We start from the raw sequence: 19,446 nt of genomic DNA, 5'->3' as shown, positions 1-19,446 counted from the left end.
GGTGCCATGAAATATGTTGATCTGCGTGACTTCATCGCACAACTGGAAGCCCGCGGCGAACTCAAGCGCATCGGCGTCGAAATCGATCCCCATCTGGAAATCACAGAAGTCTGCGATCGTGTCCTGCGCGCTAAGGGCCCAGCGTTGTTATTCGAGAAACCCAAGGGCCACGACATTCCGGTGTTGGGCAATTTGTTTGGCACGCCGCGGCGGGTGGCGCTGGGGATGGGCCAGGAGGACGTTTCGGCCTTGCGCGAGGTGGGCCGCCTGCTCGCCTTCCTCAAGGAGCCCGAGCCACCGAGCGGCTTCAAGGATGCCTGGGACAAGCTGCCTCTATTCAGACAGGTGCTCCACATGGCGCCGAAGGAAGTGACGCGCGCCCCTTGCCAGGATATCGTCTGGCAGGGGGAAGAAGTGGATCTCACGCGGCTGCCCATCCAGACCTGTTGGCCCGGCGATGTGGCGCCTCTCATCACTTGGGGCCTCACTGTCACGCGCGGTCCCCACAAGTCGCGCCAGAACCTAGGCATTTATCGCCAGCAGCTTCTAGGCCGCAACAAACTCATCATGCGTTGGCTGCCGCACCGGGGCGGGGCGCTCGACTTCCGCGATTTCGTCGCTCTTCACCCCGGCGAGCGTTTTCCCGTCGCCGTCGCCCTGGGTGCCGACCCCGCCACCCTCCTCGGCGCGGTGACACCGGTGCCGGACACGCTGTCCGAATACCAGTTCGCGGGCTTGTTGCGCGGCGCGAAGACCGAAGTGGTGCGGTGCATCAGTTGCGACCTGCAGGTGCCGGCGGGCGCGGAGATCGTTCTGGAAGGCCACATCGACCCCGACGAGACTGCGCTGGAAGGGCCTTTTGGCGATCACACCGGTTATTACAACGAGCGGGAGACTTTTCCCGTGTTCACCGTCACCCACATGACCATGCGCCGCGAGCCCATTTACCACAGCACCTACACCGGCAAGCCGCCCGATGAGCCGGCGGTGCTGGGTATGGCCCTCAACGAAGTGTTTGTGCCCCTGTTGCAGAAGCAATTTCCGGAGATCACGGATTTCTATCTGCCGCCGGAAGGCTGTAGCTACCGCTTGGCGTTGGTGAGCATGAAGAAGCAGTATCCGGGCCACGCCAAGCGGGTGATGTTTGGAGTCTGGAGTTTTCTGCGCCAGTTCATGTACACCAAGTTCGTGATCGTGGTGGACGAGGACATCGACATTCGCGACTGGAAGGAAGTGATCTGGGCCCTCACCACCCGCGTGGATGCGGCGCGCGACACCCTGATCGTGGAGAACACGCCTATCGACTACCTGGATTTCGCCAGCCCGGTGTCCGGGCTGGGCAGCAAGATGGGCGTCGACGCCACCCACAAGTGGAAGGGCGAAACCAGCCGCGAGTGGGGCAGACCCATCACCCGAGATCCCGCGGTGGCCGCTCGCATTGACGGAATCTGGAAGGATCTCGGTTTGTAAAGGTGCTGGCTTCGGCTCAGCCCAGTGTCGGGTGATGCCCTTGCGTCGCGCGTCGTTTTCAGCGTCATCTCCGGTCGGGTATCATTGCCGTTTTACAGCGAGGAAGTCGGCATGAGCACACAGGAGACCCCGCAGCCCACCGAGATCAAGCTGCACCAGAAGTCGCGTATCCTGGAGATCGCCTTTTCCGATGGCAGCCGCTTCGAGCTGCCCTGCGAATTTTTGCGCGTGTATTCCCCTTCAGCCGAGGTCCGCGGCCATGGCCCAGGCCAGGAAGTGCTGCAGGTGGGAAAGAAAAACGTAGAGATCACCGCCATCGAGCCAGTGGGCACCTACGCCATCAACCTCGTCTTCTCCGATGGCCACGATTCCGGGATCTATTCCTGGAGCTATCTCTACGACCTGGGCAAGAATCAGGCCGAGCTGTGGCAGCGCTATCTAGACCGGCTTGCGGCTGCTGGCGCGAGCCGGGAGCCGGTGGCGGAATCGCCCATTCCCATTCGTCCCAAGTCCAAGTAAACCAGCATGGCCGAGACCCATTTCGGTTTCCGCAAGGTCGAGGAGTCGGAAAAGGCGCGCAAAGTGGCGGAGGTTTTTCACTCCGTCGCCCAGCGTTACGATCTGATGAACGATCTCATGTCCGGGGGCCTGCATCGCCTGTGGAAGGCTTTCACTATCGAGCAGGCACGGGTGCGCCCAGGCGAGCGCGTGCTGGATATCGCCGGTGGCACCGGTGATTTGGCCATCGCCTTCGCGAAACGTGTGGGGCACAGTGGCGAGGTCTGGCTCACGGACATCAACAATTCCATGCTCACCGTGGGTCGCGACCGGATGCTGGATCAGGGCCTGGTGCCGTGGGCCGTGCAGTGTGATGCGGAGAAGCTGCCCTTCCCAGACAACCATTTCGATGTGGTGACCGTGGCCTTCGGGCTGCGCAACATGACCCACAAGGAGCGTGCGCTGGCCGAGATGCAGCGCGTGCTGCGCGCCGGCGGGCGCCTGCTGGTGCTGGAATTTTCCCGCGTGTACAAGCCGCTGGTGCCGCTTTATGACCTCTACTCATTCAAGGTGCTGCCCCTCCTGGGCCGGCTGGTGGCCAAGGACGCGGCGAGCTATCGCTACCTGGCAGAGTCCATCCGTATGCATCCCGACCAGGAGGCCATGAAGCGCATGATGGAAGATGCGGGTCTTGAGCGGGTGGAGTATTTCAACCTCACCGCCGGGGTGGTGGCGCTGCACAAGGGCTACAAGCTGTGAGGGCGGCGCACCCCATCGCCGCCATTGCGTTTGCGGCATGCCCGATGCCGCGGTGGGGCGCCGATTCCCGCGACTGACGAGGCTTGGACGATGCAGCTCGCCGTCTCCTTGCTCAATCACGTGCTGGCGCAGAACCCTGGGGCCCGTGAACGGCTCGCGTCCTTTAGCGGCCTTTGCTTCGCGCTGGATGGCTTCCCCCTACCCCGGTTTGCCTTCACCATCACCGAAGACGGCAGCTTGGCCGCGCCCCGTGGCCAGGCACCGGATGCCGTGCTGAGCGCGTCGCCCGATGCGCTGCTAGCCTACCTGCTGGTGCAGCCCCGCGATCGCAGTCTGATTCGCATTCATGGCTACCATGCCTTCGGTGAGGCGGTGGCCGAGGTGTTGAGCGGGCTGGAATGGGAGGCGGAAGAAGACCTGGCGCGTCTGTTCGGCGATGTGCTCGGGCATCGCCTGGCGGCCTTCGGGCGCGCCTGGTGGGACTGGCGCCTTAAGTCCGCGCAGAGTTTGGCTCGCGCGCTGGCGGAATTCCTTACCGAGGAACGGCCTTGGCTTGCCAAGCGTGCGGACATAGAGCGGTTCGCCGCCGAGGTGGCGAGCCTAGCCGCTTCGGTGGAGCAGCTCGAGGCCCGCATCGCCCGGCTCGGCGGGCGTGGCTGATGCGCCTGCTGCGTCTAATCTACATCCTGCACATCGCAGTCCGATATGGACTAGACGAATTCTTCCTCGCCCATGCGCGGCTCGCGTGGCTGCGCGCCGTGGTGCGCGTGGTCCTGTTCTGGCGCTCCCTGAAGCAGCCGCGCGCCGTGCGTCTGCGTCTCGCCCTGGAGCGTCTGGGCCCCATCTTCGTGAAGTTCGGTCAGGTGCTCTCTACTCGGCGCGATTTGCTGCCGGACGACATTGCTGACGAATTGGCCCGGCTGCAGGACCAGGTGCCACCCTTCCCGCCCGAGCAGGTGGCGGCGGTGTTGCAGCAGGTGTATGGGCGGCCTCATGACCAGGTGTTCCGCGAGTTGGACCTGCTGCCCGTGGCCTCTGCCTCGGTGGCCCAGGTGCACTTTGCCTTGCTGCCGGACGGGCGCGAAGTGGCGGTGAAGATCCTGCGTCCCGGCATCCGGCGGGTGATCGACAAGGATCTCGCCCTGCTGGACACGGCCGCCGGCCTGATCGAGGTGCTGTTCGCCGATGGCAAACGCTTGCGTCCACGCGAGGTCGTGGCGGAATTCGCCCACCACCTGGACGAGGAACTCGATCTGCTGCGCGAGGCCGCCAACGCCAGCCAATTGCGGCGTAACTTCCAGGATCAACGCTTACTCATCGTGCCCGAAGTGTTCTGGGACTGGTGCCATAGCGAAGTCATGGTAATGGAACGCATCCACGGCATTCCAGTGTCCCACGTGGAGCGCATACGCGAGGTGGGTATTGATATTCCTGCGCTTGCCCGCCGGGGCGTGGAAATTTTCTTCACCCAGGTTTTTCGCGATGGCTTCTTCCACGCCGACATGCATCCGGGCAACATTTTCGTCGCGCCTGATGGACGCTACATCGGGGTCGACTTTGGCATCATGGGTACCCTCACCGAGCGCGACAAACACTATCTCGCCCAGAATTTCCTCGCCTTCTTCAACCGCGATTACAAGCAAGTGGCGCGCGCCCACCTGGAAGCGGGCTGGGTGCCGCCGCAGACGCGTGAAGACCAGTTTGAGGCTGCCATCCGCTCCGTTTGCGAGCCGGTGTTCGACCGACCGATCAAGGAGATTTCCTTCGGGCGCTTCCTGTTACGGCTGTTCCAGGTGTCACGCCGCTTCAACATGGAGATCCAGCCGCAACTGGTCATGCTGCAGAAGACCTTGCTCAACGTGGAGGGCCTGGGCCGCCAGCTCGATCCGGATCTCGACCTGTGGACCACGGCCAAACCCTTCCTGGAACGCTGGATGAGCGAGCAGGTGGGCTGGCGTGCCCTTGTGCGCCACGTCAAGCAGGAGGCGCCACGCTGGGCGGCCCTGCTACCTGCGCTGCCACGCCGCTTGGAAGAGGCATTGGTGCGCGATCCCCTGCCGGCTTTGCAGCAGGGTTTCGCGCGCCTGCTGGCGGAGCAAAAGAGACGCAATCGGTGGCTTGCGGTCATCGCCGGGCTGTTGGCTTTGCTGGTCGTCATTGCGCTCTGGTCGCGGCTGTCAGGTGGGCCTTGATCATTCACGAGTCCGCCGCGCGCCAAGCTAAGTGCTTATTGAGCGTTACGTAAGTCGTTGACAGGCTCCGTAAGTCAAACGTCATTCCCGCGAAAGCGGGAATCCAGGGTCTTCCTCGCCATGTTCCTGGGTCCCCGCTTTCGCGGGGACGACACAAAGGTGTCACCTACTTACGTAATGCTCCATAGGCGCAAAACCTGCCAACCGTCATTGCGGCAGGCGACCCGGAACGCGCAAATGGCAGCTGCCGCCATCGGGTCTGGACTGCCCCTTGCGCGGGAATGATGGTGTGCGTGTACACGTCGCCTGTTGGCTTGCTGTTGCGACGCTCGCGTTGGATTGCCGCCGACTTTTGGCTGCCAGAGGAATTCGCGCTGCCACCCCGGCGCCTCGGCCTCTTCGCGAACCTCGCCGGCATGATCGCTGGCTCATTGCTGCTCGGCCGCGGCAAACACGGACCGAGCGCCGGCAGCGTAGCCTGCTAGGGCAGCCGCAGCGTCATCCGGTAGTGGGGAATGCCGGCATCGAGAAACGCCTCGCCCTCGCGTCGGAAGCCGAAGCGCTCGTAAAAGGCAAGGGCGGAGATCTGGGCATTCAGGAAGACTCCGCGCGCGCCCTGGGTCCGTGCCGCTTGCAGCAGGCGCAGCAGCATCGCGGTGCCTACGCCCCGTCGCCGCCAGGGCTTGCGTACTGCCATGCGTCCCACGTGGGCCAGCGAGCCGTGGATGATGAGCCGCCCGGTGCCGATGGGTTCACCTTCCAGCGTGGCCAGCACGTGCAGGGCAGCGGCGTCCTTACCATCCCACTCCAGCGCTTCCGGCACGCCTTGTTCTTCGATGAACACGGCGCGCCGCACCGCGGCCAGCGCTGCTGCTGCCGTTTCCCAGCTGACCAGGTGGACGGCGAAGGCGCTCATGTGCCCTGTGTTTCCACCATGCCCGAGTGACGCAGCAGGGCGTCGATGGTGGGTTCTCGGCCGCGGAAGGCGACGAAGGATTCCAGCGCGCTACGCGAGCCGCCCTGGCCGAGGATCTCGCTCCAGAAGCGATGCCCCACCTCGGGATTAAGCACACCATTTTCCTCGAACAGGCTATAGGCGTCGGCGGAGAGCACTTCCGCCCACTTGTAGCTGTAATAGCCCGCCGCATAACCACCGGCGAAGATGTGGGAGAAATTGTTGGGGAAGCGGTTGTAGGAGGGCGGGAACACCACTGCCACCTGACGGCGGATCTCCTCCAGCAGTTGCAGCGGCGTTTTGCTGCCGTCTGGGTCGAAGTCGTAATGCAGATGCATGTCGAACAGGGCGAACTCGATCTGGCGCACCGTCTGCATGCCGCTCTGGAAGTTCTTCGCTGCCACCATTTTGTCGAACAGCGCGCGCGGCAGAGGCGCGCCACTGTCCACATGGCGGGTCATGGGTTCGACCACTTCCCATTCCCAGCAGAAGTTCTCCATGAACTGGGATGGCAGTTCCACCGCATCCCATTCCACGCCGTTGATGCCGGACACCCCCAGCTCTTCCACGCGCGTGAGCAGGTGATGCAGGCCATGACCGAATTCATGGAACAGGGTGATCACCTCATCGTGGGTGAACAGCGCAGGCTTGCCTCCCACGGGCGCGGAGAAATTGCAGGTGAGATAGGCCACCGGCGTCTGGATGCCACTGGCCTTGCGCCGCCGCGTGATGGCATCATCCATCCAGGCGCCGCCACGCTTGTTGTTGCGTGCGTAAAGGTCGAGATAGAACTGGCCCACTAGCTGGCCGCTGCGATCAGTGATGTTGAAGAAGCGCACGTCCTTATGCCACACCGGCGCATGGGTTGCGTGGATTTTCAAGCCGTAGAGGGTCTCCACCAGCCGGAACATGCCCGGCAGTACCGTGGTTTCCGGGAAATACTGTTTCACCTCGTCGTCGGAGAAACCGTATTTTTCCTGGCGCAGCTTTTCCGAGTAATAGGCGATGTCCCAGGCTTTTAGCTCGACCATGCCAAAGCGCTCCCGCGCGAAGCGCGAGAGTTCGGCCAGATCTCGCTCGGCGAAGGGCTTGGCGCGACGCGCCAGCTCATGCAGGAAATCCAGCACCTGCCCCGGTGTTTGCGCCATCTTGGTGGCCAGGGACAGCTCCGCGTAGCTGGAAAAGCCCAACAGCTGCGCGGCCTCCTTGCGCAGTTTCAGGATGCGCGTGATGAGTGGCGTGTTGTCCCATTCCGGTGGCCCGAATTCCGAGGCACGCGTCACATAGGCGCGGTACATCTCCTCGCGTAGCGCCCGGTTGTCCGCGTATTGCATCACCGGTAGCCAAGAGGGCGCATGCAGCGTGAGCTTGTAGCCGGAACGGTCGTCCCGTTCGGCCGCTTCCCGCGCTGCCTGCAGGACATCTGCGGGCAGCCCGGCCAGTTCGGCCTCGTCTTCCACGTACTTGGCGAAGGCATTGGTGGTGTCGAGCAGGTTCTCTTCGAAGCGGGCAGCAAGCGAGGCCAGCTCTTCCTGGATCGCCTTGAAGCGTGCCTTCTTTACTTCCGGTAGCTCGGCCCCGCCCAGCCGGAAGTCGCGCAGCTCGTTTTCGATCACCTTGCGACGGGGTCGGCTGAGGGACTCATATTCTGGACTTGCACGCAGCGTCTTGAACTTCTGGTACAGCCCGAGGTTCTGGGATAGCTCGGCGTAGTATTCGGTGATCTTAGGCAGGTTGGCGTTGTAGGCCTCGCGCAGCTCGGGCGTGTTGACAACGGCGTTGAGGTGGGAGACCTGGCCCCAGGCGCGCGACAGGCGTTCGTTGGCATCCTCCAAGGGCTCGACGAAACCGTCCCAGGTGGGGGGCGCGGCATCGGCCACCAGGCTGGCCACCTGCGCCCGGTTCTCGGCGAGCAGCGTGTCCACGGCGGGGGTGACGTGTTCTGGTTTGATCTTGTCGAACTGGGGCAGGCCAGAGAAATCCAGCAACGGGTTCATGGTCATCTTCCTTGGGAATCGAGCCGGCGATTATACTGTCACGCACCTTCTCGATTGGTTCCCGTCATGGCCTCCAACATCCTGCCCCACCACGGCGCCACCCCCGTAATTCCTGCGAGCTGCTACGTCCATCCCAGCGCCCAGATCATCGGCGAGGTGACGCTGGGTGAGCATGTCTCTGTCTGGCCCGGCGCCGTCATCCGCGGCGACGTGAATTACATCCGCATCGGTGAGGCGTCCAACATCCAGGATCTCGCCGTGCTGCACGTCTCCCATCGCAGCGATTGGGATCCCCAGGGCGCGCCCTTGATCATCGGCGCGCGGGTCACCGTCGGTCATGGTGTCATCCTGCACGGCTGCACCATTGGTGACGAATGCCTGATCGGAATGGGATCCATCGTCATGGACAAGGCGGTGATCGAGCCGCGTGTCCTGCTGGGTGCAGGCAGCCTGGTGCCGGAAGGCAAGGTGCTGCAATCCGGCCATCTCTACCTGGGCCGACCGGTGAAGCTTTTGCGGCCCTTGACCGCAGACGAGCTTGCTTACTTCGACTATTCCGCCCGCCATTACATGAGCCTGGCCCAAAGCTTTCGTGGCTGACAACCACCCTCCCCGCTTGCAGAAAAAACGGCTTTAATGCCAAAGAAATGGCAACCGGAGGCAAGCATGGCGGAAAATCTGGCGGACTATCTGGGCACCACGGCGCTCGCGGTGGGCGCCCTGGGGGCGGCGGCCTATGGTGTGGTGGACGGGCTCAAGCTCGTGCCGTGGGTTGATCTGGCCGGGTTCGAACGCCTGTTCTCAGGCCGCGCCGCGATCCCCGGCCGGGCCTGGATTGGGCCTGCTCGCGGCACCCTCGATCCCCTGTTGCCGGCGCTGGTGGCGGCCTATGGCCAGGACGTGATGCAGCTGATCAAGGCCCAGTATCGTGCCGGACGCAGTGGTGGTGATCTGCCGCGTACCCTGCGGCAGGGCGTGCGCATCGGCTTTGGGCTCCTACCTGCGCAGGACATCGCCGCGATCGCGGAACGCCTGGGCCTGCCCGCAGGTCTGGCGACCTTCGTTGCCGATGCCTTCTTGCGCCTGCGCGAGCTGCGGCCACCCGCCAGTGGCGAGATTCCACGCGCAGGCGATGGTCCCAGCGACGAGGAGAGGGCGGCGCTGGCGCGCCTGGAAAACGCCATCGACGCTCGCATCGACGCTGCCCTGGGACTGGCCGAGCGCCAATACGTGACCCAGACCAAGCTACTGGCGATGTTGGTGGCCTTGGCCATTGCCTTCGGTGTGGGTCTCCACCTGGGTGCGGCACCCGTGGTGTGCTTCATGGTGGGCATCGCGGCCGTGCCGCTCGCCCCGGTGGCCAAGGATCTGGCCACGGCGCTGCAGGCGGCGGTGCAGGCCTTCCGGGGACGGGGCGGGTGAGCCGCTATTGCTTGCACCTGCGCGATTCGGCGGTGGGCGGGCCTGTGGTCTCCGGGCGGCTTTACCGCTTCGTGAACGGGGTTGAGGTGGACTGGGATGCACAGCTTCCCGAGTTCACCGCCAGCACACGAGGCCAACGTCTGTTGGTGCTGCTGCATGGCTACAACGTGAGCCGCAGCGAGGGCCGTGCCAGCCTCGCACGCTACATGGACTTGCTCGCCGCCCAAGGCCTGAGCGACCCGATGCTCGCGGTGCTCTGGCCTGGGGATGGCTGGGCCAAGGCACTGAGCTATCCCTTCGAGGGGCGCGACGCGGACGACAGCGCCGAGGTCTTGTGGAAATGGCTTTCCACTCACCTAAAGCCAGGCACCCGAGTTGCCTTCGCGGGCCACAGCCTGGGCTGCCGCGTGGCGATGGCAACCGCGCGCCGATTGGCCCTTGCCGGGACGCTAAGACTGGATCGCATCGTGTTGATGGCGCCGGCGATCGACAACGACAGCCTAGGCCAAAGCGGCCGTTTCGGCTATCGCGAAGGCACCCTGGGCGCCGAGCGGGTCGCCGTGCTGGCCTCCGAGCAGGATTGGGTGCTGCGCTTTGCCTATCCCTTGGGGGATCTTACCCAGACCATTCTGTTCGGGGAACGCTGGGGACGGGCGCTTGGCCTCAGCGGCCCAGTGGAACGTGACCCGGAAGTGCTGGCCCGCCTGGAGCCCGTGCCCCGGGCCGACCCCGCTTACCACGTGGATCATGGCGATTATCTGGGTGTCGCCCGCCAGGGTGGGCACACTGTGGCGGAAACCGAACGCTTCCTCGCCCCCTTCCTGGAACGCCATTCGCAACCTCGCTGGCCGGCGGCTGGATAAACCCCCAATGGGCCGCCAGTGCGCGGCGTGATCCACGATTTGCCATTTGTTGCAGGAGAACGGATGCGCGCTCAGGCCGCGCACGCCGACAAACGCGCGAGGAGCTTCTCATGCAGGCCGCCGAAGCTGGCGTTGCTCATGATGAGCACGTTATCGCCTGGCCGCGCGGCGCGCGCGATGGCATCCGCCAGCGCGTCGAGATCCGTGTGGATTTCCGCCTTGTCTGCCAGGGGTGCGAAGACTGCAGCGGCATCCCAGCCCAGGTTGGCACCGTAGCAGAAGACGAGATCGGCCTCGCGCAAGCTCTCCGGCAGGCGGTCTTTCAGCACACCCATTTTCATGGTGTTGGAGCGCGGCTCCAGCACCGCCAGGATGCGTGCTTTGCCCACCCTGCGGCGCAGGCCCGCGACAGTGGTGGCGATGGCCGTGGGGTGATGGGCGAAGTCGTCATAGACGGTGACGCCGTTGACGATGCCACGCACTTCCAGCCGGCGCTTGACATTGCGAAACTGGGAAAGCGCCTCGATGGCCACTGCTGCAGGCACGCCCGCATGGCGTGCCGCGGCGATGGCGGCCAGCGCGTTCATTTGGTTGTGCTCGCCCAAAAGATGCCAATGGACGCGCCCTTGCAGGCTGCCTGCGAAATACACGTCGAATCCACTTTCTTGAGCGTCCTGGGCGGCCCAGCCCGGGGCAACGCCGAAATACTCCACCGGCGTCCAGCAGCCGCGGCCAAGGATGCGCGCCACGCTCTCCTCGCGTCCATTGGCGACGATCAGGCCTGAGCGTGGCACGGTGCGCACGCAATGGTGGAACTGGGTTTCGATGGCGGCCAGGTCGGGGAAGATGTCGGCGTGGTCGAATTCCACGTTATTGATGATCAGCGTGCGCGGCCGGTAGTGCACGAACTTGGAGCGCTTGTCGAAGAAAGCGGTGTCGTACTCGTCGGCTTCCACCACGAAGAAGGGCGAGTCCGTAAGCCGCGCCGAGACGCCGAAGTTTTCCGGTACGCCGCCCACCAGGAAGCCGGGCGCAAGCCGTCCATATTCCAGCATCCAGGCCAGCATGGAGGTGGTGGTGGTCTTGCCGTGGGTGCCGGACACGGCAAGCACCCATTTGTGTCGCAGGATGTTCTCCAGCAGCCACTGGGGCCCCGAAATGTAGGGCAGGCCCCGGTCGAGGATGGCCTCCATGAGTGGATTGCCCCGGGTGACCACGTTGCCGACTACGAAGAGATCCGGATCGAGCCCGATCTGGTCCGGGTCATAGCCTTCGATGAGGCGGATGCCCTGGGCTGCAAGCTGCGTGCTCATGGGAGGATAGACGTTGGCGTCACAGCCGGTGACGGTGTGGCCGGCCTGGCGGGCGAGCACGGCGATGCCGCCCATGAAGGTGCCGCAGATGCCGAGAATGTGGATATGCATGAATGTCTAGGGTGAATGTTACGACGATAAACCCAGCATGCGCAGGGAGGCTGAGACGAAGCGGCGTTTCCTGCGCCACAAACGTTCTCGCTGCGCTGCCTTGCCTGCGCTGACAGGCTTTGCAGAATGCCGCACTATAGCGTTTTTCCGAGCCAAGATGAAAATCCCCACCAATCTGATCAGTGGTTTTCTCGGCGTGGGCAAGACCACCGCCATTCTCGATCTGCTCGCGCGCAAGGGACAGTCGGGTCGCTGGGCGGTACTGGTGAATGAATTCGGGCAGGTGGGCATCGACGGCGCGCGCTTGCAGGCCAGTGGCGTCATGGTGCGGGAAGTGGCTGGCGGCTGCATCTGCTGCGCCGCGCAGCTCCCCCTCAAGGTCGCCCTCACGCGGCTGTTGCGCGAGGTGCGCCCGGAACGGCTGATCATCGAGCCGACGGGTGTGGGTCACCCCGCGGGCATCATCGATGCCTTGCGGGATGCTTGGCTTGCGCCCCATATCGAATTGCGCAGCGTCATCACCCTGGTGGATCCCCAGCAGTTCGCCGACGCGCGGCTCCAGGCGCTAAAGACGTATCGTGACCAGCTGGCGCTGGCAGACGTGCTGGTGATCAACCGCTGCGATCTCGCCACGCCCGCCCAGGTGCAACGCTGCCTCGCCGCTCTAGAGGCGCTTTATCCGCCCAAGCTCGACGTGGCCTGTACCCAGCAGGGTCGGCTCGACCCTGACTGGCTTGATCTCGCTTACGGGGAAGTGCAGGCATCATGGCACCCGGCCCACGACGAGGTCGGCTGCTTTGTTTCGCGAAGCTTACGTTTCGAGCCGGAGGTGGTGTTCCACCGTGAGCGCCTCAGCGCATGGTTCGAAGCGCTCGCCAGCGACGCGCGCATTCTGCGCGCCAAGGGTGTGCTGCGTGTGGGGCGCGACTGGCAGGATTACGAACTGGCAGGCGGCCAGCTGACGGTGGCCCCCATCACGTGGCGGCGCGACAGCCGGGTGGAAGTGGTGGCACAAACGCCTGCCCCCGACTGGGCGCAGATCGAAGCGGCGCTCACGGCGGCGCGGATGGCCAGTCCGGGCTGACCACGAAGCCTCGGCTGTCCTCGCGCCACAGCCCGTTCGCTACGGGTGCCAGACGCGCCACGAGCAGTGGCGTCCGCGCCCGGGCGAAATGGGTGGCGAGCACGTGCTCGAGGTGATCTCCCTCGAACAGGGTGCGTTCCCCTTCCTGTCCCAGCGCGGGGGCCAACCACTGAAGCCGTGGCAGCACCTTCCAGCGGCGCTCACCTTCTGCGGGTCGTGGCAGCTCGCGCGTGCCGTAGCGCAGCCACCAACCGCTGGGCGCGGCCGGGGAGAGTTCTGGCAGCCGTGGCCGCGACGCATCCAGGGGAAAGAACAGCCAGCCTTTCACCAGCGCCTGGGCCCGTGGCTGCGCGCCGCCCAGCGCAGCGCGTCCGGCAGGCGTGTGGGCGAGCAGAAGCTGGTGGCCAAACAGGTGATCGAGCTTGTCCACCAGACGGTCGGCGCAATCCGGGCCAAGGAATCCCTTAAGTCCTGCCGCAGGCTCCATCAGCAAGTAGAACTTCACCGCGACTTCCCAGTGCACGAGGCCGCCGAGCTTGGGATGCCGGAAAAGCAAATCGAACTCGCCTAGAACGCGGCCTGCGTCCCTTACCGCAAACCCCACGCGCAGCTCTTGCGCGCCGGCGTGCGTGAGCCAGAAGGCGACGAGACGCTCGAAATACTCGCCCAGACGATGGCTGTGATGGGACTCGAGCCACTTGGTGAGCGGCGCCGGATCGCGGTCGAGGCTGTGCAAAAGCTGCGAAAGCTCGGCCACCTCTTTGGCGCAGAAGGCATCGGGCACCACGGCCGCGGCGTGCGGATGATCGGCTGCCAGCAGGCCCGGACTGGCAATCGCCCAGGCCAGATCGCGCACCGCAGGGTGCGTAAGCTGGACATCCAGGGGCGCAAAGGCGGACACGGGGAGTAAACTTTTGCGTGGGCCAGCTGTCTTTCGCAAGCCGGCATCAAAAATCATAGCCCAAGGAGTGTTCCATGTCCCGACTGTTGGTCAAGACGGCCGCTTTGTTGGCTGTGCTGTTTCCTCTCGCCGCCTGTTCTCAGCCCGCTTCCTCCGGCGCGGCAGCCCCGCGCAACGAAGTGCCTGCCACCAGCGCGCCCGCGCCCAGCACCGTGGTGGCCTTGCCCGATTTCAGCGCCCTGGTGGAGAAGGAAGGCCCGGCGGTGGTGAACATCAGCACCACGCAAAAGATCCGCGGCCGAGCGTTTCCGGGTTTCCCCGGTTTGGACCCAGACGATCCGTTTTATGACTTCTTCCGCCGCTTCATGCCGCCCGTGCCCAATGGGCCGCAGGAATTTGAGACCCATTCGCTGGGCTCCGGCTTCATCATCAGCCCTGATGGCTACATCCTCACCAATGCCCACGTGGTGGACAACGCCACCGAAGTGGTGGTGAAGCTCACGGACAAGCGCACCTTCAAGGCCAAGATCGTGGGTAAGGACCGCCGGACCGACGTGGCGTTGCTCAAGATCGATGCGAAGAACCTGCCCACCGTGCCCATCGGCGATCCCAACAAGCTCAAGGTGGGCGAATGGGTGGTGGCGATCGGCTCACCCTATGGTTTCGAGAATAGCGTCACCGCCGGCATCGTCAGCGCCAAGGGACGTAACCTCCCGGGCGATGGCTATGTGCCCTTCATCCAGACCGACGTGGCAGTGAACCCAGGCAATTCCGGCGGCCCGCTGTTCAACATGCGCGGCGAAGTGGTGGGCATCAACGCCCAGATCTACAGCCGTACCGGCGGTTACATGGGGCTGTCCTTTGCCATTCCCATCGACGTGGCCATGGACGTGGCCAATCAGCTGAAAGGCACGGGCAAGGTCTCCCGCGGCAAGCTGGGCGTGGTGATCCAGGAAGTGACGCCGGATCTCGCCGCTTCCTTCGGCCTGAAAGAGGCCAAGGGTGCGGTGGTGAGCCAAGTGGAGCCGGGTAGCGCGGCGGAGAAAGCCGGGATCCAGCCCGGGGATGTGATCCTCAAGTTCGATGGCAAGGACGTGCCCGACTCCGCCACCCTGCCGCGCATGGTGGGCGCGGCCAAGCCCGGTGCCAAGGTGAAGATCGAAGTATGGCGTGACCGGCGTGTGAAGGAACTCACCCTCACCCTGGGCGAGTGGGACGACAGCGCCATGGCGACCGACGAGGGCGAGGCTCAGGGCGAGCAATCCGGTCGCCTCGGCGTGGGCGTCACCAACCTCAACGCCCAGCAGAAGGCGCGCCTCAAGGTAAGCCACGGCGTGCTGGTGCAGAGCGTCTCCGGTCCGGCAGAACGCGCCGGCGTGCAGCCCGGGGATGTGATCCTCGCCGTCAACAGCGAGCCGGTGCGCGACGTCGACCATTTCGCCAAACTCATGAAGCAAAACGAGGGCGCAAAAGTACTGGCCTTGCTTTTGCAGCGGGGCGATCGGCGCTTGTTCGTGCCGGTGCGCGTGGGCGACTGACGGACCCGGCGAAAAGCCCGCCGAATGGCGGGCTTTTTTTTGCGGGTGTCAGCGCGGCAGGTAGCGCAGCTCCACGAATACCGTGGAACCGCGGGCGGGATAGCCCTTGACCAGTTCGTATGTCCGATCGAAAACGTTGTCCCAACGGCCGGCGAGAGTCAGTGTCCGGTCGATGGCGTAAGCTGCGCGCAGATTGAGGAAGCCATAACCCGGAAGGTGGCTAGACGGATCTTCGTTGATAGAATCGAAGCGATCGCCGCTCCCCACCACTTCGGCCCCTACCTGCCAGGGGCCGCTTTTCCAGTTGAGCCCCAGGCTGCCATAGTATTCCGCCCGTCTTGCCAGGCGTCGCCCGCTGTCGGCATTCACAGCCTCCTGTATCGTCGCGCGCGCCACAGCCCGCCATTGGCTGGCGAGAGGCAGGCTGGCGGCGAGCTCCACGCCCTGGGTGCGGGCGCGTGCAACGTTCACCGGGCAGCCCCACGGGCAAGTGGGTTTCTTTACCTTTTGGTCGAAGGCGATGAGGTCGCGGATGCGATTGGCAAACCCCGTGAGGGAGACCTCGCGCCCTGCTTCGGCGTAGTGCACGGCGATTTCTTCACCCGTGGACTTTTCGGGCTTGAGGTCAGGATTGGCACTGTTGGGGTAATACAACTGATCGAAAGTCGGCGCATGGAACGCAGTGCCCAGGTTGGCGGTCACGCGCCACGCCGGCGAAACCCGGTAGCCATAGCCGATGCCACCGGTGGTATGGCCGCCAAACTGGCTGTTTTCGTCGTGACGCAGGGAAAGCTGCATCGCATGGGGTCCAGTATCGAGACGATAAATGGCGAAGCCCGAGGCGATGTGGCGGCGGGTGCGGTCATAGGGCGTGCCACTGCTGAGTTTCTGGGCCACGTATTCCACGCCGGCGGTGAGGCGCGCGCCGCGCCCGAGGGTGATGTCGTTTTGCCAGGTGAGTTGGTCCTGGGTGGAAGTGACCGGCGCGTAATTCACATTGATCCAGCGGTAATCATCCACCCCCTGGGCGAGGCGTAGCAGGCTCGCCCAGTCGTCCGTGAGGCGCTTGCGGCTGTAGGCGGACACGCTTTGCACGCGCTCCTTCTTGAGCGCATCGCCAGGGGTGCCCGCATCGAAATGCGCCACGCCTTCTGCAGCGAACACCGTGAGTCCCAAGCTTGTGCGGGCGTCCACGTCATGGCGGAGGGCGGCGTTCAGGGATGTGTTGCGGTAGGGATCGCGATCCGCGTTATAGACCCAGGTCGTCGCTCGGTCATTGGTCGCCGAGGGGGCGTTGACGCTTTCATGGGCAAGCCGCAGGTTGAGCTGGGTGCCCCCCCAGCGTTGCCAGAGCCCCAGGCTGGCACGTCCCATCTGATCGCTGCCCACTCCGAGGCTCGCGTCGAAGCCGGAACCCACCGGCCGGCGCGTGAAGATCTGGATTACGCCGCCGATGGCGTCGGCGCCGTAGAGGCTGCTGCCGGGCCCGCGCAGGATCTCGATACGCTCGATCTGTGTGAGTGGAATGTGTTCCAGCGCCGTGGTGCCGCTGGTGATGTTGTCCAGACGTACCCCATCCACCAGCACCACCGTGTGGCCGCTGTTGGCGCCGCGGATAAAGATGGAGGACACCTGCCCAGGGCCGCCGTTGACGCCGATTTCGACGCCACCTTTGGTCTGCAGCAATTCGGGCAGGGTTTGTTGGCCAGCGCCCTCGATGTCTTCGCGAGCGATGACGGTGGTGCTTTGCAGGGTCTGGGTGAGTGGCTCGGCATGGCGGCTGGGGGTGACGACGACCGTGCCGAGATCAAACGTGGAAACCTCCTCGGCGAACGCCGGGGTAAAGGCGCAGGCGATGGCGCCTGCGATGAGGCTTTTTTTCATGATGGCTCCCTCCCGCGGCAGGCAGCCCGCGTGCCGCGCACGTTGCGAATGCGAGTGCTGCAGGGAGACGAAGGCGGAAGGAAGACAGAACGCCGCCACCGGAACGCCACACCCCCGCAGCATCCGCGCTTGCGTCTCAGGCCGGTCTCCGGGCTCGCGAGTGAGCATGAGCTCGGGCATGCCGCCTTCCCAGGGTTCCCAGTGGCTCGATGGCCGGGGCGGCCATCGTGGCATGTCGCAACTCGCCTACCGTTGCGGGTGCAGCGCAGGCTTGCCGCCTAGCCGAAAAACGACTGCGCGACGTTTTCGACCAAACGGATACCTGACTTCCCAGTTTCACCCCCCTGCCTGGCGGCAGGAGGACACCTGAAACGAGGGCGCATTGTAACGGCCGCGGGGCCCGGCGCCAAATGTCAAGGCGGCTCGGCCAGATGACAAAGTACTTTCAAAAGAAGCCGTTATAATTTGACGCCACTTAACTTTTGAAACTATAGTGTCGCCATGGACGCGGAGCTGAAAAGCCTCGAAGAAAAGGTCTCGCAGCTGGTGCGCTTCTGCCAGCGGTTGCGGGACGAGAACCACGCCCTGCGCCAGCGGCTCGCTGCCGAGCAGAACCTGAACAAGACGCTGCACGAGAAGCTGGATGGCGCGCGCGCCCGTTTGGAAAGCCTCCTCAACCGCATTCCCGAAAGCTGATCATGGCCGCCAATTCCAACGGCGTGGACGTCACCATCATGGGACGCGAGTTCCGCATCGCCTGCCCACCGGAGGAGCAGGACAAGCTCATGCAGGCGGTGGCGTACCTGGACCGCAAGATGCGCGAGATCCGCGATGCGGGCAAGGTGATCGGCGTGGAGCGCATCGCCATCATGGCAGCGCTCAACATCGCCCACGAGCTCCTCAACACGCGCATGGGGGGCTTTGATGTTGGCGACATCAAGCGTAGAATCCATTGCCTCGAAAAACAGATTGACGAGGCCATGGCCGATCAGGACGATCTGTTTGAACGATGACCGGCACCATGGGCCGGTGCATTGCGACCCTGTCATCCCCTGCGGTGTCCGTTACGGCCAAAACTTCCTTGAACCAATGCCACTGTGCTTGGTTGCGGCTTTCCGGACGCTTTTGTGCGCGTCCCACGCGGACGCACCTGCGGCGCCCCGGCTGCGACCCCCTGAACCTCAGGTTCAGGAGACTGGCCGGACGGCATGCGCGGGGGGCCCTTTCCCCCATGCTGGCTCGGTGCGGCGCCTGAGAGCCTCGCCGCCAACGCTTCCGCGCTTGGACCCAGTTGCGGCTGTGTCTTTACTGATTCGTCTCGGCTGATGGATAAGGCCCTGCTGCGCCGCGAAATGCGCGCCCGCCGCAAGGCGGTGAACATGCATGAGGCACGTGCCGCGGCGCGGCGGTTACTGCGTGTCGCCCTCGAGCACCGCCTGCTCACCAAGGCGCGGCGTATCGGTTTTTATCTACCCATGGCGGAGGAAATCGATGTGCTGCCTCTGCTCAATAGGGCGCTGTGGCTCGAGCGCGAGTGCTATCTGCCCGTGGTGCCGCGCCGTGGGGCGGCAGCCCTGTGGTTTTCCCAACTCACGCCTCTGCCCACCTGGTACCAAAACCGCTTTGGTATACACGAACATGCCTCGCCAAAGCGAGTGCGGGCCCGTGAGCTCGACCTTTTGTTCCTGCCCCTGGTGGCCTTCGATCGGGAAGGCAACCGTCTTGGTATGGGCGGGGGCTTCTACGACGCGACGCTTGCCTATCTGCGCCACCGCCGCCTCTGGCGCAGGCCACGGGTCATCGGCGTGGCCTACGACTTCCAGCGGGTGGACAGGCTGCCACGGGAACCCTGGGACGTACCCCTCGACGCGGTGCTCACAGACCGGGGACTCCATCGTTTTCCGCGCTGATCGGTGCGTTTGGTGAAACGACGCAGCGCATTTCCCAAGACAACGGTGCTGCGGTTACCATTCACCTTTCCTTCCCCAGGAAGCGTATCGAGGCTTTATGCGTTACTGGCTGATGAAATCCGAACCGTCCGAATATAGCATCGACGACCTGGCGCGCGATGGCAGCGTGGCCTGGTTCGGGGTGCGCAACTATCAGGCACGCAACTTCATGCGCGATCAAATGAAGCCCGGCGATCTGGCTTTCTTCTATCACTCGAGCTGCGAGCAGCCTGGCATTGCCGGCATCTGCGAGATTTCCAAGGCGGCCTATCCCGATGCCACCCAGTTCGATCCCTCGAGCAAGTATTACGACCCCAAGGCCACGCCGGACAATCCCCGTTGGTTCAACGTGGAGGTGCGCTTCAAGCGCAAGACGCGGCTGCTCCCCTTGAGCGAGTTGCGCGCCCATCCGGAACTCGCGCAGATGCGTATCTTGCAGCGGGGCAACCGCTTGTCCATCACACCGGTGGATCCGCGGGAATGGGCTTTCATCGAGCGACTTCTGTGAGC

The 19,446-nt window shown here is 64.2% G+C and carries 19 protein-coding genes, 1 other RNA gene and 1 riboswitch; of the genes, 15 read left to right on the top strand and 5 right to left on the bottom strand.

Translation table 11 applies throughout. The annotated features are described in order from the left end of the window. Positions 1 to 6: 6 nt before the first annotated feature. The 5 genes from ubiD to ubiB all read left to right on the top strand — a co-directional run bounded on the left by ubiD (position 7) and on the right by ubiB (position 4,919). Positions 7 to 1,470, top strand: coding sequence for a 4-hydroxy-3-polyprenylbenzoate decarboxylase (gene ubiD / locus V6E02_RS03775; RefSeq protein ID WP_347307311.1), 1,464 nt, complete (start codon positions 7 to 9; stop codon positions 1,468 to 1,470). Positions 1,471 to 1,581: 111 nt separating this feature from the next. Further along, positions 1,582 to 1,989: a gamma-butyrobetaine hydroxylase family protein gene (locus V6E02_RS03770; protein WP_347307309.1), complete on the top strand. Its 408-nt coding sequence runs from the start codon at positions 1,582 to 1,584 to the stop codon at positions 1,987 to 1,989. A 6-nt stretch (positions 1,990 to 1,995) separates the two neighbouring features. After that, positions 1,996 to 2,727: a bifunctional demethylmenaquinone methyltransferase/2-methoxy-6-polyprenyl-1,4-benzoquinol methylase UbiE gene (ubiE, locus tag V6E02_RS03765; RefSeq protein ID WP_347307307.1), complete on the top strand. Its 732-nt coding sequence runs from the start codon at positions 1,996 to 1,998 to the stop codon at positions 2,725 to 2,727. A 90-nt stretch (positions 2,728 to 2,817) separates the two neighbouring features. Continuing rightward, positions 2,818 to 3,387 (top strand): ubiquinone biosynthesis accessory factor UbiJ, encoded by a 570-nt coding sequence (locus tag V6E02_RS03760; RefSeq protein WP_347307305.1) that lies wholly within the window; start codon positions 2,818 to 2,820, stop codon positions 3,385 to 3,387. Further along, positions 3,384 to 4,919, top strand: coding sequence for a ubiquinone biosynthesis regulatory protein kinase UbiB (ubiB, locus tag V6E02_RS03755; RefSeq protein WP_347307647.1), 1,536 nt, complete (start codon positions 3,384 to 3,386; stop codon positions 4,917 to 4,919). The genes V6E02_RS03760 and ubiB overlap by 4 nt, the downstream gene beginning before the upstream one ends. Positions 4,920 to 5,400: 481 nt before the next feature. Here ubiB and V6E02_RS03750 read toward each other — a convergent pair whose 3' ends face one another. Further along, positions 5,401 to 5,835, bottom strand: a complete 435-nt coding sequence (locus V6E02_RS03750; protein ID WP_347307304.1) for a GNAT family N-acetyltransferase — start codon at positions 5,833 to 5,835, stop codon at positions 5,401 to 5,403. Next, positions 5,832 to 7,871: a M3 family metallopeptidase gene (locus V6E02_RS03745; RefSeq protein WP_430626761.1), complete on the bottom strand. Its 2,040-nt coding sequence runs from the start codon at positions 7,869 to 7,871 to the stop codon at positions 5,832 to 5,834. The genes V6E02_RS03750 and V6E02_RS03745 overlap by 4 nt, the downstream gene beginning before the upstream one ends. A 66-nt stretch (positions 7,872 to 7,937) precedes the next feature. On the opposite strand from V6E02_RS03745, the gene V6E02_RS03740 reads away from it, so the two are divergent. The 3 genes from V6E02_RS03740 to V6E02_RS03730 all read left to right on the top strand — a co-directional run bounded on the left by V6E02_RS03740 (position 7,938) and on the right by V6E02_RS03730 (position 10,156). Beyond that, positions 7,938 to 8,471 carry a gamma carbonic anhydrase family protein gene (locus V6E02_RS03740; RefSeq protein WP_347307300.1) on the top strand — a complete coding sequence of 178 codons (534 nt, stop codon included), beginning with the start codon at positions 7,938 to 7,940 and terminating at the stop codon, positions 8,469 to 8,471. A gap of 66 nt (positions 8,472 to 8,537) precedes the next feature. Then, positions 8,538 to 9,293, top strand: coding sequence for a hypothetical protein (locus V6E02_RS03735; protein ID WP_347307298.1), 756 nt, complete (start codon positions 8,538 to 8,540; stop codon positions 9,291 to 9,293). After that, positions 9,290 to 10,156 (top strand): alpha/beta fold hydrolase, encoded by an 867-nt coding sequence (locus V6E02_RS03730; protein WP_347307296.1) that lies wholly within the window; start codon positions 9,290 to 9,292, stop codon positions 10,154 to 10,156. The genes V6E02_RS03735 and V6E02_RS03730 overlap by 4 nt, the downstream gene beginning before the upstream one ends. Positions 10,157 to 10,227: 71 nt before the next feature. Here V6E02_RS03730 and mpl read toward each other — a convergent pair whose 3' ends face one another. Then, positions 10,228 to 11,580 (bottom strand): UDP-N-acetylmuramate:L-alanyl-gamma-D-glutamyl-meso-diaminopimelate ligase, encoded by a 1,353-nt coding sequence (mpl, locus tag V6E02_RS03725; RefSeq protein ID WP_347307294.1) that lies wholly within the window; start codon positions 11,578 to 11,580, stop codon positions 10,228 to 10,230. 157 nt (positions 11,581 to 11,737) lie between these two features. Here mpl and V6E02_RS03720 point away from each other — a divergent pair, with 157 nt between their 5' ends. Then, complete coding sequence (locus V6E02_RS03720) at positions 11,738 to 12,664, top strand: CobW family GTP-binding protein (RefSeq protein WP_347307292.1); 927 nt, start codon at positions 11,738 to 11,740, stop codon at positions 12,662 to 12,664. Here V6E02_RS03720 and V6E02_RS03715 read toward each other — a convergent pair. Further along, positions 12,633 to 13,565 (bottom strand): DUF1853 family protein, encoded by a 933-nt coding sequence (locus V6E02_RS03715; protein WP_347307290.1) that lies wholly within the window; start codon positions 13,563 to 13,565, stop codon positions 12,633 to 12,635. The genes V6E02_RS03720 and V6E02_RS03715 overlap by 32 nt on opposite strands. A 74-nt stretch (positions 13,566 to 13,639) precedes the next feature. Here V6E02_RS03715 and V6E02_RS03710 point away from each other — a divergent pair, with 74 nt between their 5' ends. Then, positions 13,640 to 15,103, top strand: coding sequence for a DegQ family serine endoprotease (locus V6E02_RS03710; protein ID WP_347307288.1), 1,464 nt, complete (start codon positions 13,640 to 13,642; stop codon positions 15,101 to 15,103). A gap of 48 nt (positions 15,104 to 15,151) precedes the next feature. Here the strand turns inward: V6E02_RS03710 and V6E02_RS03705 are convergent, their stop codons facing one another. Next, complete coding sequence (locus V6E02_RS03705) at positions 15,152 to 16,987, bottom strand: TonB-dependent receptor domain-containing protein (RefSeq protein ID WP_347307286.1); 1,836 nt, start codon at positions 16,985 to 16,987, stop codon at positions 15,152 to 15,154. 122 nt (positions 16,988 to 17,109) lie between these two features. Continuing rightward, positions 17,110 to 17,372: riboswitch (cobalamin riboswitch) on the bottom strand. Positions 17,373 to 17,488: 116 nt separating this feature from the next. On the opposite strand from V6E02_RS03705, the gene V6E02_RS03700 reads away from it, so the two are divergent. The 5 genes from V6E02_RS03700 to V6E02_RS03680 all read left to right on the top strand — a co-directional run bounded on the left by V6E02_RS03700 (position 17,489) and on the right by V6E02_RS03680 (position 19,444). Beyond that, the gene (locus tag V6E02_RS03700) at positions 17,489 to 17,683 is read left to right on the top strand and encodes a DUF904 domain-containing protein (protein ID WP_347307284.1); all 195 of its coding nucleotides are present in this window, start codon (positions 17,489 to 17,491) and stop codon (positions 17,681 to 17,683) included. 2 nt (positions 17,684 to 17,685) lie between these two features. Next, the gene (locus V6E02_RS03695; protein ID WP_347307282.1) at positions 17,686 to 18,000 is read left to right on the top strand and encodes a cell division protein ZapA; all 315 of its coding nucleotides are present in this window, start codon (positions 17,686 to 17,688) and stop codon (positions 17,998 to 18,000) included. Positions 18,001 to 18,033: 33 nt separating this feature from the next. Next, positions 18,034 to 18,210: non-coding RNA, 6S RNA (ssrS, locus tag V6E02_RS03690), on the top strand. 102 nt (positions 18,211 to 18,312) lie between these two features. Beyond that, positions 18,313 to 18,897 (top strand): 5-formyltetrahydrofolate cyclo-ligase, encoded by a 585-nt coding sequence (locus V6E02_RS03685; RefSeq protein ID WP_347307280.1) that lies wholly within the window; start codon positions 18,313 to 18,315, stop codon positions 18,895 to 18,897. A 97-nt stretch (positions 18,898 to 18,994) separates the two neighbouring features. After that, positions 18,995 to 19,444 (top strand): EVE domain-containing protein, encoded by a 450-nt coding sequence (locus V6E02_RS03680; protein ID WP_347307278.1) that lies wholly within the window; start codon positions 18,995 to 18,997, stop codon positions 19,442 to 19,444. Positions 19,445 to 19,446: the final 2 nt, after the last annotated feature.

This window comes from Thiobacter sp. AK1, from assembly GCF_039822265.1.
Lineage (GTDB): Bacteria > Pseudomonadota > Gammaproteobacteria > Burkholderiales > Thiobacteraceae > Thiobacter > Thiobacter aerophilum.
The sequence above is the reverse complement of the archived record's forward strand: the minus strand, read 5'-3'. Positions and strand labels throughout refer to the sequence as shown.

Bases quoted from the DNA above. Each gene is read 5' to 3' on its own strand.
- ubiD (WP_347307311.1), top strand. From the start codon at position 7: ATGAAATATGTTGATCTGCGTGACTTCATCGCACAACTGGAAGCCCGC.
- V6E02_RS03770 (WP_347307309.1), top strand. From the start codon at position 1,582: ATGAGCACACAGGAGACCCCGCAGCCCACCGAGATCAAGCTGCACCAG.
- ubiE (WP_347307307.1), top strand. From the start codon at position 1,996: ATGGCCGAGACCCATTTCGGTTTCCGCAAGGTCGAGGAGTCGGAAAAG.
- V6E02_RS03760 (WP_347307305.1), top strand. From the start codon at position 2,818: ATGCAGCTCGCCGTCTCCTTGCTCAATCACGTGCTGGCGCAGAACCCT.
- V6E02_RS03750 (WP_347307304.1), bottom strand. From the start codon at position 5,835: ATGAGCGCCTTCGCCGTCCACCTGGTCAGCTGGGAAACGGCAGCAGCA.
- V6E02_RS03745 (WP_430626761.1), bottom strand. From the start codon at position 7,871: ATGAACCCGTTGCTGGATTTCTCTGGCCTGCCCCAGTTCGACAAGATC.
- V6E02_RS03740 (WP_347307300.1), top strand. From the start codon at position 7,938: ATGGCCTCCAACATCCTGCCCCACCACGGCGCCACCCCCGTAATTCCT.
- V6E02_RS03735 (WP_347307298.1), top strand. From the start codon at position 8,538: ATGGCGGAAAATCTGGCGGACTATCTGGGCACCACGGCGCTCGCGGTG.
- mpl (WP_347307294.1), bottom strand. From the start codon at position 11,580: ATGCATATCCACATTCTCGGCATCTGCGGCACCTTCATGGGCGGCATC.
- V6E02_RS03720 (WP_347307292.1), top strand. From the start codon at position 11,738: ATGAAAATCCCCACCAATCTGATCAGTGGTTTTCTCGGCGTGGGCAAG.
- V6E02_RS03710 (WP_347307288.1), top strand. From the start codon at position 13,640: ATGTCCCGACTGTTGGTCAAGACGGCCGCTTTGTTGGCTGTGCTGTTT.
- V6E02_RS03705 (WP_347307286.1), bottom strand. From the start codon at position 16,987: ATGAAAAAAAGCCTCATCGCAGGCGCCATCGCCTGCGCCTTTACCCCG.
- V6E02_RS03700 (WP_347307284.1), top strand. From the start codon at position 17,489: ATGGACGCGGAGCTGAAAAGCCTCGAAGAAAAGGTCTCGCAGCTGGTG.
- V6E02_RS03695 (WP_347307282.1), top strand. From the start codon at position 17,686: ATGGCCGCCAATTCCAACGGCGTGGACGTCACCATCATGGGACGCGAG.
- V6E02_RS03685 (WP_347307280.1), top strand. From the start codon at position 18,313: ATGGATAAGGCCCTGCTGCGCCGCGAAATGCGCGCCCGCCGCAAGGCG.
- V6E02_RS03680 (WP_347307278.1), top strand. From the start codon at position 18,995: ATGCGTTACTGGCTGATGAAATCCGAACCGTCCGAATATAGCATCGAC.